Genomic DNA, 16,344 nt, shown 5'->3' on the forward strand with positions numbered 1-16,344 from the left:
GGTTCGGCCTAGTCGAAACCGGCAACCAGGATCAGCTCTCGGCTATCCGGCCTGACTGGCTGATAATCCCAATCCCCGTACCATGTCTGCCGCGAAAACCCGGCTTTCGCGGCGAGCGCCGATATCGCGGCCTGTGACGCGAAGCGCAATGTGCTGTGGCTGCAGACTTCCGTTCCATCTTCAAAACGATAGATGGAGCGGAACGATACCAGTTCGCCCCTCTTCTCGACATTGACATGAGCCGTGCCGGCACCTGTCGAGGGGCCCGACATCGATTGGCCGGCCCATTGTTTCCAGATCTGCGCGTCCGGATTGCGCGTCTCGAAAGCGAAACGCCCTCCTGGCACGAGTCTTTGCTTCACGGCCTGGAAGAAGGCCAGCGACGTCTCGTCGTCGAGCAAAACCTGGAAAGCATGCCCAGTCATCACCGCGAGATCGAAAGGCCCCTGGACGTCGCTGACCAATCCGTGAACCCAGCGCACCAGATGCCCATGCGGACGCAAGCGAGCGATGTCCAGCATGGCTGCGGCAGGATCGACGGCCGTGACGTCATGCCCCTGCCTGGCAAAGGCTGCTGCCATCATCCCCGTCCCGCATCCGATGTCGAGGATGGCCTGGGCCTGCCTCCCCGCCAAGGCGAGGTAGAACTCGCTGTCCGCCCCCCAGGGGTTCTGCACGTCGTAGAGAGCCGCAAGACGCGGGTCCGTGTAATGCGCGCTCAGCTCATTCAACAGCCACGATCCCGAACCGCCGCCTGACCTGTTCGGCTCTTTCCGGAGCCACGCGGACGGAAACATGGGTGACGCCATCCTCATCGGTCTCGCGAGCCAACACGTCGGTATTGGCATGGAGCCAGGCAAGGCCTGCACCGTCCGCCGGCGGGATGTCGATGGCAAGCGTCAGGCGCCCGGCAGCAACCACCGCCTCGACCCGATCAAGCAGCACCGGCAGTCCTTCCCCGGTCACGGCCGAGACGACGATCGGTCGATTTTCGCCATCACGCCGTGAAGCCGTCAACAACGCTTCGCGCGCCGGCTCTTCGATGAGATCGACCTTGTTCCAGACCTCGATCACCGACTGCCCGGCGCCCTCCTCGATACCGAGGCTGGCCAGGATGGAGCGCACATCGCCAGCCTGGGCTTCGGTATCACCATGAGAGATATCGCGCACATGCAGGATGACATTCGCTTCCAGCACCTCTTCCAGCGTGGCACGGAAGGCCGCGACCAGCATGGTCGGCAATTCGGAAATGAACCCCACCGTATCCGACAGGATTGCCTTGGTGCCGTGCGGCAGCTTGAGCGCGCGCAGCGTCGGATCCAGCGTGGCGAACAACATGTCTTCCGCCAGTACCTCGGCTCGGGTCAGGCGATTGAATAGTGTCGACTTGCCGGCATTGGTATAGCCGACCAGCGCCACGATCGGATAAGGCACCTTGCGCCGGCTGGCGCGGTGCAAGGAACGGGTGCGTTTCACCTGCTCCAGTTCACGCTCCAGCTTGACGATGCGATCCTGCAGAAGGCGCCGGTCCGACTCGATCTGGGTTTCGCCGGGACCGCCGAGGAAGCCGCCGCCGCCGCGCTGGCGTTCGAGATGGGTCCAGGACCGGACGAGGCGTCCCTTCTGATAGTTGAGATGGGCGAGCTCGACCTGCAGCGTGCCTTCCTTGGTGCGCGCACGCCGGCCGAAGATTTCCAGAATCAAGCCGGTGCGATCGATCACCTTGGCGCCCCAGGCTTTCTCGAGATTGCGCTGCTGCACAGGCGACAAGGCGCAATCCATCAGCACGAGGGTGATCTCCTCGGTCTCGACGACCGCCTTGATCTCCTCGACCTTGCCCTTGCCGATATAGGTCGAGGGGCGGATTTCCCCGAGCGTGACCACGACGGCGCCGACCACGTTGAGATCGATGGCGGCGGCGAGGCCGACGGCCTCCTCGAGCTTAGCTTCGGGTGATCGAACCAAATCGCTTTCGCTCCGGCGCGAAAGCACCGGAGCGACGACGTAGGTTCTTGTGCCGGAAGCAACTTCCAGCTCATGCGCATCGATGCGGTGCGCCGGATCCTTGAGAGTATTTGCTGTCAAACGTCAACTTTCGGGCCGGGTTGCCCCCGCCACCGCCGGTACGGCAAGAATCAAAGCTTGTCCGCGCCTTCGATCTCACCGCCTTCGAAGAGTTGGACGGGATGGCCCGGCATGATCGTCGAAATCGCGTGCTTGTAGACCAACTGGGAATGACCGTCGCGGCGCAAAAGCACGCAAAAATTGTCAAACCAGGTCACAACGCCTTGCAACTTCACACCATTCACCAGGAAGATCGTGAGCGGGATCTTGTTCTTGCGGACATTGTTGAGAAACGTGTCCTGTAGATTTTGGGTGCGCTCCGCCGCCATAATACCCCCGAAACTCCTTGACCGCGGTTGGTCCGCGGACATTCACAAGCAAAATCAGCCAACGCTGACGCGCCTGCCTTTCATGCAATCATCCTACATAGTCGACGGGGATGCTGCGTCGCGCAAGCAAAAGTTTGCAATCCCAACGCGTCATTCCGCCCAATCTGTCGGAATGATCGCAGATGGAGGTCAAGCCGTCATCTGTCAAGCAGCAATGGTATGCCCGCCACTAAAGTGAACGCTCGGCCACCTCGTGAAAGCGTGCCCGTAACCGCACCGTGAGGGCCCCCGGCTTGCCATCACCGATGGTCGTATCGTCGATGCGCACCACCGGCATGATCAGCGCCGTCGCCGCCGTCACGAAGGCCTCTTTGGCCGCCTTGGCCTCAGCCAGTGTGAAAGGCCGTTCGCCGACCAGCAGATTGTCACGCCGGGCAAGGTCCAGCAGTGTGGTGCGGGTGACACCGCGCAGAATGCCGCTCTCGGCCGGGCGCGTCAGCAGGGTATTTTCCCGGGTGATGATCCAGGCATTGCTGGCCGCCCCTTCGGTGACGTAGCCGTCCTTGTCGACGAACCAGGCCTCCTTGGCGCCGCGCTCCTTGGCCCGTTGCCGCGCCAGTGCATTGGGCAAAAGCCCCGTGGATTTGATATCGACCCGCTCCCAGCGATTATCCGGCAGGCTAATCACCGAAATACCGCTCGCGGCGCCGGCCTCCGCCTTGCTGCGATCGACGGAGCGGGCGGTCACCACCAAGGTAGGCGGCGTATCTGCCGCCGGAAACACGAAATCGCGCCGGGCCGCTCCGCGCGTCACCTGAAGATAAACCAGGCCGTCGCGGACGCGGTTGCGCCGGACGGTCTCACGCACGATCACCCTGAGAGCCCCCTCCCCGGCTGGCATGGCGATGCCCAGTTCCGAAAGCGAGCGCTTGAGCCGGTCCAGATGACGGGTTTCGTCGATGAGCCGACCGCCGAAAACCTCGCAGACCTCATAAACCCCGTCGGCAAACTGGAAACCGCGGTCCTCGACATGCACGCAGGCATCACGCAGCGGCACATAGACCCCGTTCACATAGGCAATACGGCTCATCACGGCCTCGGGCAAGCTTCGGCCGGCACCAGACGGCAAAGCTCACCGCCCAGACTCGGCCAAGATTTGGCAACCCTCACGGTGTGCCGCAGATTCAGGTCAGTGACAACCTGCGATCGGCCGTCATGGCAGCCAGAAAGGCGAGCCCTGGGCAAAACGCTTCCACAGCTTGTGCAACGAGCCGGCGGCGACTTCCTTGTCGCGGGCCTGCCAGCCACTGATCAAGCCAGCACCACGATGCAGGGCGGCATCCGGCGATTCGTCAGTGAGCACCGTCAGCAGACCACCCGTCGTCGCCGCGTCATTGGCGAGGCCAAGCCCTTCCTGGAGGTCCGCGAGCCGGGCGAGATAACGCTGCGCCTCTTCCTTGGTATCATAGACGCTGCGGAAGAATTCGGCACCATAACGCAGCTTCTTCAGCACGAGCCGCAATTCGTGCTGGGCCACAGGCTCCAGCCGCCTGAAATGCTTTCCCCCTTTCAGGGCACGGCGATGCAGCCGTTCGAGCGCCTGGCGGGCGAACAGGTCGGCCGTCTCCGCCAGGATGCCGAGCGAGCCGCTGGCGATGTCGTTGCGCCAGGCACGCCTTTCGACGGTGCGGCCGAGCGTCAGCAGGAAACGATTATAGCGGGCGCCGGCGAACAGCTCGCGCAAATGCTGATAGCCATGCAGCCGTCGCGGCTCGACATGAGCCCGCATCGCGGCAAAGGCCTTCTCGTCAGGGCAATGGGCTTCGATGCCGGGAATCGTATCCACCACCAGCACATCCCAATTGCGCACGGGGCCCAGCGTGGATGCCAGCCATTTGGCCTCGACCGCCAGCAGCGCGAGGGTCGGTGAGCCGATCTGGCGCTGGAGGATCGAAATCGCGGTGCGCATGCGTCGCAGCGCCACTCGCATCTGGTGCACGCCCTCGGGCGTCCTGCCCTCCTCCACCACGGCCTGATTGGCAGCCATATGGCGGTGGCAGTCGCCGAGCAGCTTGGCGACGATCTCGTCGACATTGTCGCCGGCACCGATGCTGCCCTTGCTGGCCCGCACGCCCTCGGCGGGCGGATCATAGGCGAGCCTGTAGCCGCGATCGGCTTTCGCCAGCGTGCCGACGCGAAGAGGGGCGGCATCGAGCAGGGCCAGGGCAACATCATAAAGGGCGCCGGCGTCGCCGCCCTTGAGCTCGAGCTCGAGCTCGCAGATGGCCTCGCGGCGCTCTCCGACCCGTATCTCCCCCTGGTCGAAGGCGAGCTCCAGATTGGCGGCCGGCAGGTCGAGTGCCTGGATGCGCCTGCGAAACTTGGTGACGAAGACCGCCTCGAGCACGCCGTTGCCGACGCCGTCCATACCGATTTCCAGCGCCTCGGGCGGCAGCAGCGCCAGATCCGGCTCCAGGCTCGGCACGGGCACTTCCCATTCATGGCGAGCCAGGGGATTGGTGCCGCTGGTCGGGCGTTTCAGGGTCTGAATGAAGGTCTTGCCGCTCTTGCGCACCCTGAGGGCGATCTTGTTGCGGTAGAGCTGGCGATCGGGTGTGTCGTAATAGGCGTTCTCGAAATTGCGAAAGACGCCGCGATTGCGCGCATGCTGGGCAATGACCGGAACTGCAGCCAGAGAATCGAAGCTGCCGGCGGGGGCCAGCAGCTTGAGCTCGATTTCCCGATTGGCAGCCGGGACCGGCAATGTCGGTGCTGGCATTGCCGGTGCGGGTCTACTGCCTGTTTCCACGTCTTTACTCCGAGCGACGCCACCTCTTGGGCCGACCAGGCCGCTCGATGACAATTTCATGACGGAACGGACCTATGGCAGATCAGAATGTCACATACTACCGAGCGCCGGGGCTAAATTTTACCTTCAACACAGAGCTATGGCTGCGGAAAATCTCGATCGACCGCCTTCAGCCGGTCCAGCCGCCGTCGATGATATGGATCTGTCCCGTGGTATAGGTAGCGCCGGCGAGATAGACGACGAGGTCGGCAATTTCCTCGGGCTGGCCAATTCGCCCGATCGGCTGGCGCGCGACGAAAGCGGCGCGTGCCGCCTCATAATCGCCGGTCGCCTCCAGTCTTTCGCGCAGGGAGGGACTTTCGACAGTGCCGGGCGCGATGGCGTTGCAGCGTATGCCCTTGCTCACATAATCGGCCGCAACCGATTTGGTGATACCGACCACGGCCGACTTCGAGGCCTGATAGGCAAAACGGTTGGGGATTCCCTTCACCGACGACGCCACCGAAGACATGTTGATAATGCTGCCGTCGCCGCGCTCCAGCATATGCGGCAGGAAAGCCCGGATCATGCGAAACATCGCGGTGACGTTGAGATCGAAGGCGAAATTCCAGTCCTTCTCCGTACAGTCGAGAATCGTGCCGGCATGGACGACGCCGGCGCAGTTGAAGAGAATGTCGGCCTGGGGACCATGACGTTCGGCGAAGGCGGCGATCGTCTCCGGCGACAGCACGTCCAGCCGTTCGACGACGATGCCTTCAACCCCGGCAAGATCTGCCAGCTTGTCCTCGGCAATGTCGGTGGCGACCACGCGCGCGCCGGCTCGGGCCAACGCGATCGCGGAAGCGCGGCCGATCCCTTGGGCTGCCGCGGTGACAAGGGCTGTCTTGCCCTGCAAGGATTGGGACATTTCACTCTCCGTCGTCGATCTCCGGCTCAGCCGGCTCTTTGCTCAAGGCTTGGCAAGTGGCTTCTTCTTGATCGTGCCCTTGGCTCGACCAGGAAGAAGCAGCAAGTTATCAAACATTTGCAGAGTTTCCTGGCGAAGCCCATCCACGAGCCTCACCAGGAAATTCTGCGTAGTGCGGCGGGCAGGACAATTTCAGGCGTGCCCGCCCGCTCCCCGATTGATAGCTGCATTTGTATGATATATTCAAATGGCAATCGTTGCAGAGTGCGAGCGGCAGCCCGCCAACCAGGTTCCCACCCCGGAAAGGCACGAACTTACCCCTGGCCCGGTTGCCCGGGCCATCCCTGTCCCATATGGTCGGCGCCGCATCGAGTTTCTGAGTTTGACAAGGCGGTATTATGTCCGGACAGCGCACCTATCTTTATGTCGGCGGCCCCACGCGACCCACGCCGTATTATCCAACCAACAACGCCAAGGGCATTTCCACCTTCTCCTTCGACCAGGCAACCGGTGCCATCGCACCGGTCGGTTTGATCGAAGGTATCGACAATCCCACCTGGATCGGCGTCGACGCCAAACGCAAGGTCCTGCACGTCAACAGCGAAGTGTTCGGTTGGAACGAGGGTACGGTCTCGGCCTATGCGGTCGATCCTGCCGACGGCACGCTGAGCTACATCAACAAACAGCCGACCCTGGGCAGCATCGCGGCCTTCAACAGCCATGACCGCAACGCCAACTTCCTGCTCGTCGCCAATTACAGCCTGACCCCGGAAGGCGAGTTGCCCAACAAGGCGATCGCAGTATTGCCGATCCGCGAGGATGGCGGCCTGAAGGCCGCGGTCAGCGATGCCACCCATGCGGGCACGGGACCCGATCCGGAGCGTCAGGAACGCCCGCATCCCCACTGCGTACGCGTCACGCCGGATAACCGCCACATCGTGGTTGCCGACCTCGGGCTCGACCTTCTGGTCGTTTACCGCTTCGATGCCCAGAGCGGGGCGATCGCCCGTGCCGGAGCCGCTTCTGTTCCTGCCGGCGCAGGCCCTCGCCATTTCGTCTTCCACCCACGCGGCAATCTGCTCTATGTCGCCAACGAACTCGATTCCACCGTGACCTCCTTCATTTTCGAGGCGGACCAGGCCAAGCTCACATCGGTCAGCACGATTTCGGCACTGCCCGAATCGGCCGGGTCGGGCAGCTTCTGCTCGGAGATCGCGATTTCGGCCGACGGTGCCTATCTCTACGTCGCCAATCGCGGCCATGACAGCATCGGCGTCATCGCCCTCGACAGTGAAGGCGGCATGGTGCTGGAGCACAGCGTACCCTGCGGCGGGCAGTTTCCCCGCCATTTCGCCATCGATCCCTCGGGCAATTTCCTGGTCGCCGCCAGCCAGAACAGCGACAAGCTCGCCGTCTTTGCCATCAACAAGGAGAGCGGCGAGCTGACTCCGACCGGTACGGAAATCCCGATCGGTACGCCGACCTGCGTGGCCTTCCTTCAGATCGACGAAGCGTAAGGCTTCTTCCAGAAAGGCCGGCGGCCTTTTCGCTTAAGAAAATGCGTTGAAACAAGAGGTTGAAGCAAAGTGCGATTTGTCCAAATCGCACTTTGCTTCAAGAAGTGGCATTGCGAAGGGCGCCGCTGCCGGCCGCCGCCTTCGGAGCTCCCTGGAAGCAAGATTTGGGTGACAAGCTTCTCATTCTCGATGTGGGCTCCACCGCACTCAAGGCGGTGTTGTATGACCGCGCCGGCGCGGCCGTGGCCTCAGCAACGCGCCCCCTGACCACGCAGACCCGCACCGATGGTTCCGTCGAGCAGGATGCACGGCAATGGTGGACGGCAACGCAGGCTGCGGTGAGCGAATTGCCGTTCCGCGCCGATGTCTGCGCGCTCGGCCTGGCGGGTTCGATGCAGAACCTCATCGCCCTCTCCGCCGAGGGCGAACCCGTCGGCCCGGCGATACTCTATTCCGACCGCCGCCTCGAGCAAGACGAAGTGGCGGAGCTGCGTGGTCGACTTCCCGGCGATTACGGCCAGCGCACCGGCAATCATCTCGATCCCGCCCATCCCATCCTCAAGCTGATGCGGCTCGATCGCTTCCTTCCCGGCTTGCCGCTCGACGCCGTCGCCGGTTTTCTCTTCGGGGCCAAAGATGCCGTGATCAAGCGGCTCACCGGGCGCAGCGTGATCGATCCCACCACCGCGACCACGACCGGGCTCTACAACATCGTGAGTGGCGCCTGGGACGAAGCCTTGCTGGCGGTTGCCGGCGTCGGGCCTGGGCAAATGCCGCAAATCCTGGCCGCGGATGCCGTCGCCGGCCCGCTTGCCGATGAAGCCGCCGCCGCTCTCGGACTGCCACGCGGCATCCCCGTCCACAACGGAGCGGGCGATGGCGCGGCCGCAACCTGGGGCGCCTTCGCCGATGCGCCCAACACTGCCTATGCCTATGTCGGCACCACCGGCTGGGTCGCCGGCACCATGGACCTTGCCGATGCCCGCCCCCCTCGTGACAGCTATACCCTGGCCGATCCCGTCAAGGGCAGCCGCGCGATCGTCATTACGCCGTTCCTTTGCGCCGGAGCGGCGCTCGACTGGTTGAGCGAGATCACGTCCCTGCCGGTAGAAATGCTGCTGGATCACGCCACTGCTGATGGCGATGGCCCTCATCCCCTGTTCCTGCCCTATCTCTTCGGCGAACGTTCTCCCTTCGAGGATCGCGCGGTTCGCGGCGCTTTCCTCGGCCTCGATCGCGGTCACGGGCCGGGCGCGCTGTGCCGCGCCGTGCTCGAGGGTATCGCCTTTGCCATTCGCCACAATCTGGAAGCCGCCGGCCTGCCACGCCAGCCGCTGACTGTGATCGGCGGCGGCGCCCGTAGCCCGTTACAGCAACGCTTCCTGGCCGAAGCGCTGAACCGGCCCGTGATCGCTCCGGCCGCAAGCCAGGAGATGCCGGCGCTCGGCATTTATCGCATGCTTGCGCCCAGGCTCGGTTTCGAGCCAGTGCAGCAATTGGCGGGCAGCGTCACGGTCGAGCCGAATCCAGCCCGAGCGGAGGTGGCGGATCGGCGCTATCACAGCTATCGCGCTGCGTCGGATTTCGCGCGCGAACTGCCGCGGACTATGCCATAGCAACGCAAAGAACCCGCCCCGGGAGTTCGGATCCGGGTTGAGCGGTATCGGGGGGATCCACGTGAAGACCGGTGTTTCAATCTTGGCCATGGCTCTGGCTGGCCTCATCTCAAGTGCGGCCCAGGCCGAGGATATCGCCGTGCTGACGCCCTATATCAGTTCGGTCGCCACCAACGAGATCGTCGAGACCTTCAAGAAGGATGCTACCGGCAAGGGCTGGAACGTCAATGTCGTCGATACGCGCGGCGACCTTCAGCAATTGGCGAGCCGCGTCGAAGACGTCACCAATGCCGGCGTCACGGCCATCGTCCTGGTCAGTGTCGATCCCAAGCAGATCGCCGACCAGGTCGCCGCCGCGGCCGCCAAGAAGATCCCTGTCTTTGCTCTCGATGGCGCCCTCGCGCCTGGCGTGACCGCCAGCATCGCCACCGACAATTTCGCCCTCGGCACCATCCTGTCGGACAAGCTGTTCAAGCAACTGGGCGGCAAGGGCAACATCGTCAAATTCTTTTATTCGGCCCATCCCGGCGTGCATCAGCGCGAACTCGCCCTCGACAAGGCGCTCGCCGCCAATCCCGGCATCAAAGTGATCGCCGAGCATTATGTGAAGGTCCCCGGCCCGATCGACGATTCCCGTCTCGCCATGGAGACCTTCATCCGCCAGCATGGCACCAAGATCGACGGCGTCTGGGCCGCCTGGGACGAGCCGGCGATCGGCGCCCTCCTCGCCCAGCAGAGCGACGCGCCCGATTCCAAGATGGTGATCGCTGGCATCGACGGCAATCCGCAAGCCGTCGACCTGATCAAGCAGTGCACCGACCTGATCGCCACCGTGCGCCAGGACTTTCCGGGGATCGCGCATAGCGCCGTGACGGAAATCGCTAATGTGCTGGAGGGCAAGCCCGTCAGCAAACAGGAGATCCAGGTCGAGGCCAAGGTGGTCGACCGCGCGAGCTTGGGCGTGACTTGTCCTCAATGAGCCAGCCTTCCGGTCGCCCCGTTCCGCGGCTTGAGATCACCGGCCTGAAGAAGCATTTCGGCGGCGTGCACGCCCTTGATGGCGTCAACCTCACGGTCGCGCCGGGCCGGGTCCACGCCTTGCTGGGCGAGAATGGCGCCGGCAAGTCGAGCCTGCTCAAATGCCTGTCGGGCGTGTATCAGCCCGATGGCGGCGCCATGCAGCTCGACGGTGCTCTCTACGCTCCCCGCGATCCCAGGGCAGCCGAGGCCGCGGGCCTGCGCTTCGTGCACCAGGAGCTCAACCTAGTCCCAGGTTTTACGGCGGCCGAGAACGCCTTCGTCGGTCGGCGCTATCCGCACCGTTTCGGCCTGATCGATCGCCAGGCCATGCAACTACGCCTGACGGCTGTCAGCGACAGGCTCGGCATCGCCCTGCCGCTGGACGTGCCGGTTCGCCATCTCTCGGTGGGCCAATGCCAGTTGGTCGAGATCCTGCGGGCGTTGATGGACGAGGCGCGCATCCTGGTGCTGGACGAGCCGACGGCCTCCTTGAGCGAAAGCGAGGCCGGCATCCTGCGCAAGGTGGTCACCAATCTCGCACTGGCGGGATGTGCCGTGATCTTCGTCTCGCATCGCATGGAGGAAGTGTTCGAACTCGCGCAGGACTACACGGTGCTGCGCAATGGCGTCACGGTCGGCCAGGGCCTGATCGCCGAAACCACCCCCGATGCCGCCGTGGCGATGATGGCGGGTGACGCCCAGCTCCGCGATGCTCTTCCGCTTCCGCCGAGGCGAGCCGAACGACTGCTCGAGCTCGACGGTTTTTCTCCCTCGCCGCGCCACGGCTCCCTGCAATTGAGCGCTCATGGCGGCGAAATCATCGGCCTGTACGGCATCGTCGGCAGCGGCCGCTCAAGCCTTCTGAAAGCGCTCTGGGGGGCCATGCCGCAGGCGCGCGGCGGGTTGTCATTGGCAGGACGGTCCCTGCCGGCCTCCGGCATCCCCTCCCGCATCCGGGCAGGGGTCGCATTTGCACCGGAAGACCGCCGTGGCAGCGGCCTGGTGGTCGGCCATTCCATCCTCGATAACGCCACCCTACCCCGCCTTTCCGACGGGCGGCTCCTGGCGGGCCTGCCCTTCCTATCCTGGCCCTCCCTGCGGCGCAATGCCGGCACGATGCTGCAACGGCTCGCCGTCCGCTACGGCCGCCTCGCCGACCGCATAGCCACCCTGTCCGGCGGCAATCAGCAAAAGGTGCTGATCGGACGCTGGTTCAGGCCTGGGTTGCGCCTCTTCTTGCTGGACGAGCCGACGCGGGGTGTCGACGTCCGCTCCAAGGCCGAGATCCACGCGCTTTGCCGCCAGCTCGCGGGCGACGGCACGCTGATCCTCTTTGCCACCAGCGACATCGAGGAGCTCTTCGCCCTGGCCGGGCGCATTGTGGTGATGGCCAAGGGTGAGATCGCGCTGGACGCTCCCACCGACGGCCTATCCCGCCTGCAGGTACTTGCGGCAACCTTTCGCACGGCAAAACCGCATCGGGCCGATCACTCCCGGAGGACAGCTTGAACTTCACCGCCCGCTACGGCACGCTTCTGGGCCTTTTCGTCATAGTCGGGGTTTTCTCGGCTCTTTCACCGGGTTCCTTCGCCCAGCTTTCCAATCTGATCAACATCACCCAGCAATCCTCGCTGCTCGCCATCGTGGCCCTCGGTGCGACCTGCGTGATGGTGCTGTCGGAATTCGACCTCTCGGTCGGTGCAGTGGTGTCCTGGGCTGGAATCCTGGCCGTCAGCCTGTTCGCGCAAGGCTGGGGCATTCCCGCCACCATTCTCACCACGCTGGTGTCCTGTTCGATCGTCGGCTGCATCAGCGGCTATCTCGTATCGCGCCTGAGTGTGCCGAGCTTCATCGCGACCCTGGCTATCGGCACGGTGGTCGGCGGTTTCACCTTCTGGATCAGCGACGGCGCGACGCTGTTCGGCAATATTCCGCCCGCATTCCGCGACCTCGGGCGTGGCACGCTGGCCGGCGTGCCGGTGCTGACGCTGTGGGCCGTCGCAATGACGGCGATCTGCGTCGTCCTGCTGGACTACACCGAGCCCGGCCGGCGCATGGCGGCCATTGGCGGCAATCGCGAGGCAGCCCGCCTCACCGGTGTTCCGATCGTGCGCAGCACGGTGCTCGGCTTTGCGATCTGCACCCTGTTCGCTGGACTTGTCGGCCTCCTGCTGGTGGCGAGGCTGGGCAGCGCTCACCCGACCGGCGGCAACGGCTTCATGTTGCAGGCCTATGCCGCCGCCTTTCTCGGCATGACGGCTTTTCGCGGCGGCGACGCCAACGCCCTCGGCACCTTGCTGGGCGCGGTGATCATCGCCGTGGTGGCAAACGGCCTCACTATCGTCGGCGTGCCCAACTACATGCAGGACATCCTCACCGGTCTGATCATCCTGGCGGCAGTGCTGGTACGAAATGTCGGGCGGCTGCGAGATTAAAGCGACGTCCAGCCTGTCATCTCGTCCCACGGCTGAGCGAGATGAGGTCGTTCCCTCATAAGTCGCGTCATAGAGGTCCCCTTCTCCCCGTTCTTACGGGGAGAAGGTAAGGGGAAGGGGCCGCACAGAGCCTCGCGAATCCCCTCTCAGGCCGCAGCTTCTGCCGTGAGATGGGGGCTCTCGAAGCCAAGCTTGCGCAAACCTGCCTGGATCTCGGGAATGCGCATGAACAGGTTCCAGATCAGGCCGGTGCGATAATTCTCGATCATCACGATGATGGGGCCCTGGTCGATCGACAGAAAGGTCTCGGCGAACCAGTCCTGCCCTTCGCTGAAGGCATCAACGAAGCCGAAGCGCCCCCAGAGCTTGTCGCCATGCTTGGTGAGGAAATGGCGCAGCGCCGCCATGGCTTCCTTGGGCGCATAGGGAAAGCTCGACAAGGCTGCCGTCGGGCTGATTACGCCGTTGTCCTCGCTCGGTTGATGCGCAGCGTACCCATCCGGATCATCGCTCGCCGTCAGCCCCCAGCAATCGGGGCCATAGCCCTTGTGGCCATGCGGATTGAGCACGCAATGGCGATGATTGATCATCGTATGGGCTACGTTCTGCTGCCAATAATCGGCGTAGCGGTCCTTCAATCCCCGGGGGTCGAGGCCCAGGAAGGAGTAGTGCGCCCAGAACAGCGGCCCACCCCGATCGGGGCCGAGCGGCAATTCGATGTCGTAATAGCTGCGCGGCGCCCCGAAATCCTTGCTGGCGGCGAAGCCACGATGATAGGCGGCGGGATCGATGGGATAGCGCGGCGCCGACACCGCCATCACATAGGCGATCAGGCATTCGTTCCAGCCATGGATGTCATGGTCGAGCACGAAGCCGTTATTCGGGCTCCAATGCCAATAGAGCGCATGGCGTCCCTGCGTATACCAGTTCCACTCGATCTCACCCCACAAACCGGTGATGCGCTTTCGCAGCTTTGTCTCGGCGAGGGAATCGGCATCGAAATATTCGCGGGCGCAAAGCAGGCCCTGGAACAGGAACGCGGTTTCGATGAGATCGCCACCGTCGTCCTTGCGGCTGAAGGGCCAGACCTTGCCGGTCTCGCCATGCATGAAATGCGAATAGGCGCCATGGAAACACGTCGTCGGCTCGATGACGTCGATGATCCTCGTCAACCGCTCCAAGCCTTCGGCATGGGTGATCCAGCCCCGCTCCATCGCCACGATCATGGCCATGATGCCAAAGCCCGTCCCGCCTATGGCCACCAGGTCGTTGGGTGTATCCACCGTGCGAGTGCTACGGTCGCGGGCCATGCCGCTGGCCGGCTCCGCCCCCTCCCAGAAGAAGCGGAAGGTCTGGCGCTGCACGGCTTCCAGCAATTCCTCGTCGGGCAGATCAATGAGATCGGCGGCCTTGTAGAGTTGCCCAGCCAAGCCGGCTTTCGTCATGCCCTCGCCGACCTTCTCCACTGCGATTTTCTTGTCACCCTTGGAGGGCTTCTTCTTGCCGGCCTTGTCCTTTGCCATCGTCCCGTCTTTCACCCGTTGCAAGCTTTGCTGACTTGCGTGACTGATCTTTAGATAAACGCTTCAACAAAATTACGTATTTATCTGAAAAATAAATTCTTTTTATACATCATCCTTGGTTTCACTCGCCTCGCCTCGCTCCGTCTTGTCCGCCGTATGACCGGCTTGCGTCCGTTCGTTGAGAAGCCGAAGGGTGCGCGGAAAGAAGCTGGCCTTGGAGCCAGGCCGGCCGATATGGACGATGGCGGACTGGCCAAGATCCTTTTCGAAGATGGCGAAAACCTTATCCCGGGTGCCCTCGTCCAGCCCTTCGAGGGCTTCGTCGATGACGATCCAGGCCGGCTTCTGCAAGGCGACGCGGGCGAAAGCCACGGTCTGTTGCTCCTCGTCGGCCAGATCCTTGTCCCAACGCACATTGCGGTCGAGGTCGTCGGCCAGATGACCGAGCCCCACCGCAGATAAGGCATGCTCGAAATCGGCCTGCTCGAATTGCGCCACGGGCTGGGGATAGGACAGAACCTGCCTGAGCGTTCCCTGAGGCAGATAAGGGCGGCGCGGCATGAAGGTGACGTGCCCATCCTTGGGAAGGCCGACCTGGCCGGAACCGAAAGGCCACAGGCCGGCAATGGTCCGAAACAGCAGCGTCTTGTTAGCACCAGCGTCGCTGACGACCAGAACCCGCTCTCCGGATTTGATCTCTACCTTGCTTTCATTGAGCCGGCTGCGCCCGCTTGGGGCTTCGACCACCAGATCATCGAGACGGATCACCTCATCTTCGGTCTCAGTGAACTCGATATGGCTCGCCTCGGCCTGCTGGCTGTCAATCTGGGTGACAGCATAGCGAAAGTTCGCGACACGCAACAAGGTCGCGCGCCAGTCTGCGATGGTGCCGAAATTGTCGACAAACCAGCGCAATTGCGCCTGCACCAGATTGAAGGCGCCCACCGCCACCATCAGCCCGCCAAAGGTCAGATTGCCCGCAAAATAGATTGGCGCCGCCACCAGGAAGGGCGCCACCTGAGTGAACCAGCCATAGCCCGAACTCACCCAGGCGAGCCTGGCCGTCGCCGTCACCAGCCGTCGCATGGCCTGCAGCACGGCCTTGAGGTCGAGATTGAGCTGACGCTCCTCGTCCTTCTCGCCATTGTTCAGTGCGATGGCGTCGACATGCTCGCTGACCCGGACGAGTGAAAAACGAAACTCGGCCTCCCGGGCATAACGATCGGCATTCAAGCCGATCAGCGGACCACCGACATGCCAGGAAAGCAGGGAGGCGGTGACGGCATAAAAAAGCGCCGCCCAGACCATATAACCGGGAATAGCGAAGCTGTAGCCACCGACATTGAAGACGAATCCGCTTGAGAGATTCCACAGCACCGTGATGAAACTGGCCAGATAGATCGACGCCGACAAGAGCCCGATACCGAGATCAGTCGACAGTTCGGTCAGATGGCGGGCGTCCTCATGCAATCTTTGGTCCGGATTGACACCGAACTTGCTGGAATTGGCGAGGCGGAACGCGCGGCGAGGTTTCATCCATTGGCTGATGAGATCCTCGACCAACCCCTGCCGCAACTTCAGCTTCACCATCCAGCTCAGCCAGGTCTGAGTGACGTTGAGGGTCAACAGGCCGCCGGCAATGGCGACGAACACCAGGAGCTGTTGCAGAAATTCAGCGAGGTCCTTACGGGCCAAAGCATCGTAGAAAGGCTGGTTCCAGGCGTTCAGCAGAACCTGGAAATAGCTGGTGACCAGGATTACCAGGACGACGCCGACGAGCAGCAGCAGCAATTGGTTGCGATGGGGCGAAGTGACGAAGGCGCGGGCCATCATGTTGAGCTGCAGCAGCAGCCCACCCATCGACTGCTCAGACTGCCCGGACTTGTCCGGCTCGTTGCTCGGCGCGTCGGCAGGCTTCCCGCCGGATTGTGCAACCATGAATCACTCTCCGCCTCGACTATAGCCGGTCATCTGGCAGAGTCATCCTCAAGGGTAAGCCGGTAATGAGCATGGCGGCTGAAGCAATGCACGAATGCGCGCGTTTATGCGTCTTTCTGCATTTTCATACTTGCATTGCTCCCGCTTAAGCGACATAAGCAGCCTGCTCATCGGATGTCGCGCCCG

Annotated in this window: 13 protein-coding genes; 5 read left to right on the forward strand and 8 right to left on the reverse strand. The window is 63.1% G+C overall.

From position 1 onward, the window contains the following. Positions 1–8 precede the first annotated feature (8 nt). The 6 genes from ACN6KF_RS09855 to ACN6KF_RS09880 form a co-directional block, all read right to left on the reverse strand. Positions 9–731 carry a class I SAM-dependent methyltransferase gene (locus ACN6KF_RS09855; protein WP_434956673.1) on the reverse strand — a complete coding sequence of 241 codons (723 nt, stop codon included), beginning with the start codon at positions 729–731 and terminating at the stop codon, positions 9–11. After that, the gene (gene hflX, locus ACN6KF_RS09860; protein ID WP_434956674.1) at positions 724–2,085 is read right to left on the reverse strand and encodes a GTPase HflX; all 1,362 of its coding nucleotides are present in this window, start codon (positions 2,083–2,085) and stop codon (positions 724–726) included. Before hflX ends, ACN6KF_RS09855 begins: the two co-directional genes overlap by 8 nt. 50 nt (positions 2,086–2,135) lie before the next feature. Next, on the reverse strand, positions 2,136–2,393 hold the full coding sequence (hfq, locus tag ACN6KF_RS09865; protein ID WP_068290859.1) for an RNA chaperone Hfq: 258 nt from the start codon (positions 2,391–2,393) through the stop codon (positions 2,136–2,138). 229 nt (positions 2,394–2,622) lie between these two features. Then, complete coding sequence (locus tag ACN6KF_RS09870; protein WP_434956675.1) at positions 2,623–3,483, reverse strand: D-amino-acid transaminase; 861 nt, start codon at positions 3,481–3,483, stop codon at positions 2,623–2,625. A 123-nt stretch (positions 3,484–3,606) separates the two neighbouring features. Then, positions 3,607–5,202 carry a CYTH and CHAD domain-containing protein gene (locus ACN6KF_RS09875; RefSeq protein WP_434956676.1) on the reverse strand — a complete coding sequence of 532 codons (1,596 nt, stop codon included), beginning with the start codon at positions 5,200–5,202 and terminating at the stop codon, positions 3,607–3,609. Between the two features lie 169 nt (positions 5,203–5,371). Continuing rightward, entirely contained in the window at positions 5,372–6,109 is a 738-nt protein-coding gene (locus ACN6KF_RS09880; protein WP_434956677.1) for an SDR family oxidoreductase, read from the reverse strand. A gap of 398 nt (positions 6,110–6,507) precedes the next feature. On the opposite strand from ACN6KF_RS09880, the gene ACN6KF_RS09885 reads away from it, so the two are divergent. From ACN6KF_RS09885 to ACN6KF_RS09905, 5 genes are all read left to right on the forward strand, one after another. Next, on the forward strand, positions 6,508–7,626 hold the full coding sequence (locus ACN6KF_RS09885) for a lactonase family protein (RefSeq protein WP_434956678.1): 1,119 nt from the start codon (positions 6,508–6,510) through the stop codon (positions 7,624–7,626). Between the two features lie 164 nt (positions 7,627–7,790). After that, entirely contained in the window at positions 7,791–9,242 is a 1,452-nt protein-coding gene (locus ACN6KF_RS09890) for a xylulokinase (RefSeq protein ID WP_434956679.1), read from the forward strand. Between the two features lie 61 nt (positions 9,243–9,303). Further along, positions 9,304–10,221, forward strand: coding sequence for a sugar ABC transporter substrate-binding protein (locus tag ACN6KF_RS09895; protein WP_434956680.1), 918 nt, complete (start codon positions 9,304–9,306; stop codon positions 10,219–10,221). Next, complete coding sequence (locus ACN6KF_RS09900) at positions 10,218–11,771, forward strand: sugar ABC transporter ATP-binding protein (protein ID WP_434956681.1); 1,554 nt, start codon at positions 10,218–10,220, stop codon at positions 11,769–11,771. Before ACN6KF_RS09895 ends, ACN6KF_RS09900 begins: the two co-directional genes overlap by 4 nt. Then, complete coding sequence (locus ACN6KF_RS09905) at positions 11,768–12,697, forward strand: ABC transporter permease (RefSeq protein ID WP_434956682.1); 930 nt, start codon at positions 11,768–11,770, stop codon at positions 12,695–12,697. The genes ACN6KF_RS09900 and ACN6KF_RS09905 overlap by 4 nt, the downstream gene beginning before the upstream one ends. Before the next feature lie 146 nt (positions 12,698–12,843). Here the strand turns inward: ACN6KF_RS09905 and ACN6KF_RS09910 are convergent, their stop codons facing one another. Both ACN6KF_RS09910 and ACN6KF_RS09915 read right to left on the reverse strand, forming a co-directional pair. Then, entirely contained in the window at positions 12,844–14,220 is a 1,377-nt protein-coding gene (locus ACN6KF_RS09910) for a glucoamylase family protein (protein WP_434956683.1), read from the reverse strand. Between the two features lie 102 nt (positions 14,221–14,322). Next, positions 14,323–16,158 (reverse strand): ABC transporter ATP-binding protein/permease, encoded by a 1,836-nt coding sequence (locus ACN6KF_RS09915; RefSeq protein WP_434956684.1) that lies wholly within the window; start codon positions 16,156–16,158, stop codon positions 14,323–14,325. Between the last annotated feature and the right edge of the window lie 186 nt (positions 16,159–16,344).

It is taken from the genome of Labrys methylaminiphilus subsp. lupini, from assembly GCF_051161885.1.
Lineage (GTDB): Bacteria > Pseudomonadota > Alphaproteobacteria > Rhizobiales > Labraceae > Labrys.

What these genes read in the sequence shown, in the direction of transcription:
- hfq (WP_068290859.1), bottom strand. Translation starts at nt 2,393, where the DNA reads ATGGCGGCGGAGCGCACCCAAAATCTACAGGACACGTTTCTCAACAAT.
- ACN6KF_RS09880 (WP_434956677.1), bottom strand. Translation starts at nt 6,109, where the DNA reads ATGTCCCAATCCTTGCAGGGCAAGACAGCCCTTGTCACCGCGGCAGCC.
- ACN6KF_RS09915 (WP_434956684.1), bottom strand. Translation starts at nt 16,158, where the DNA reads ATGGTTGCACAATCCGGCGGGAAGCCTGCCGACGCGCCGAGCAACGAG.
- ACN6KF_RS09885 (WP_434956678.1), top strand. Translation starts at nt 6,508, where the DNA reads ATGTCCGGACAGCGCACCTATCTTTATGTCGGCGGCCCCACGCGACCC.
- ACN6KF_RS09900 (WP_434956681.1), top strand. Translation starts at nt 10,218, where the DNA reads ATGAGCCAGCCTTCCGGTCGCCCCGTTCCGCGGCTTGAGATCACCGGC.
- ACN6KF_RS09910 (WP_434956683.1), bottom strand. Translation starts at nt 14,220, where the DNA reads ATGGCAAAGGACAAGGCCGGCAAGAAGAAGCCCTCCAAGGGTGACAAG.
- ACN6KF_RS09870 (WP_434956675.1), bottom strand. Translation starts at nt 3,483, where the DNA reads ATGAGCCGTATTGCCTATGTGAACGGGGTCTATGTGCCGCTGCGTGAT.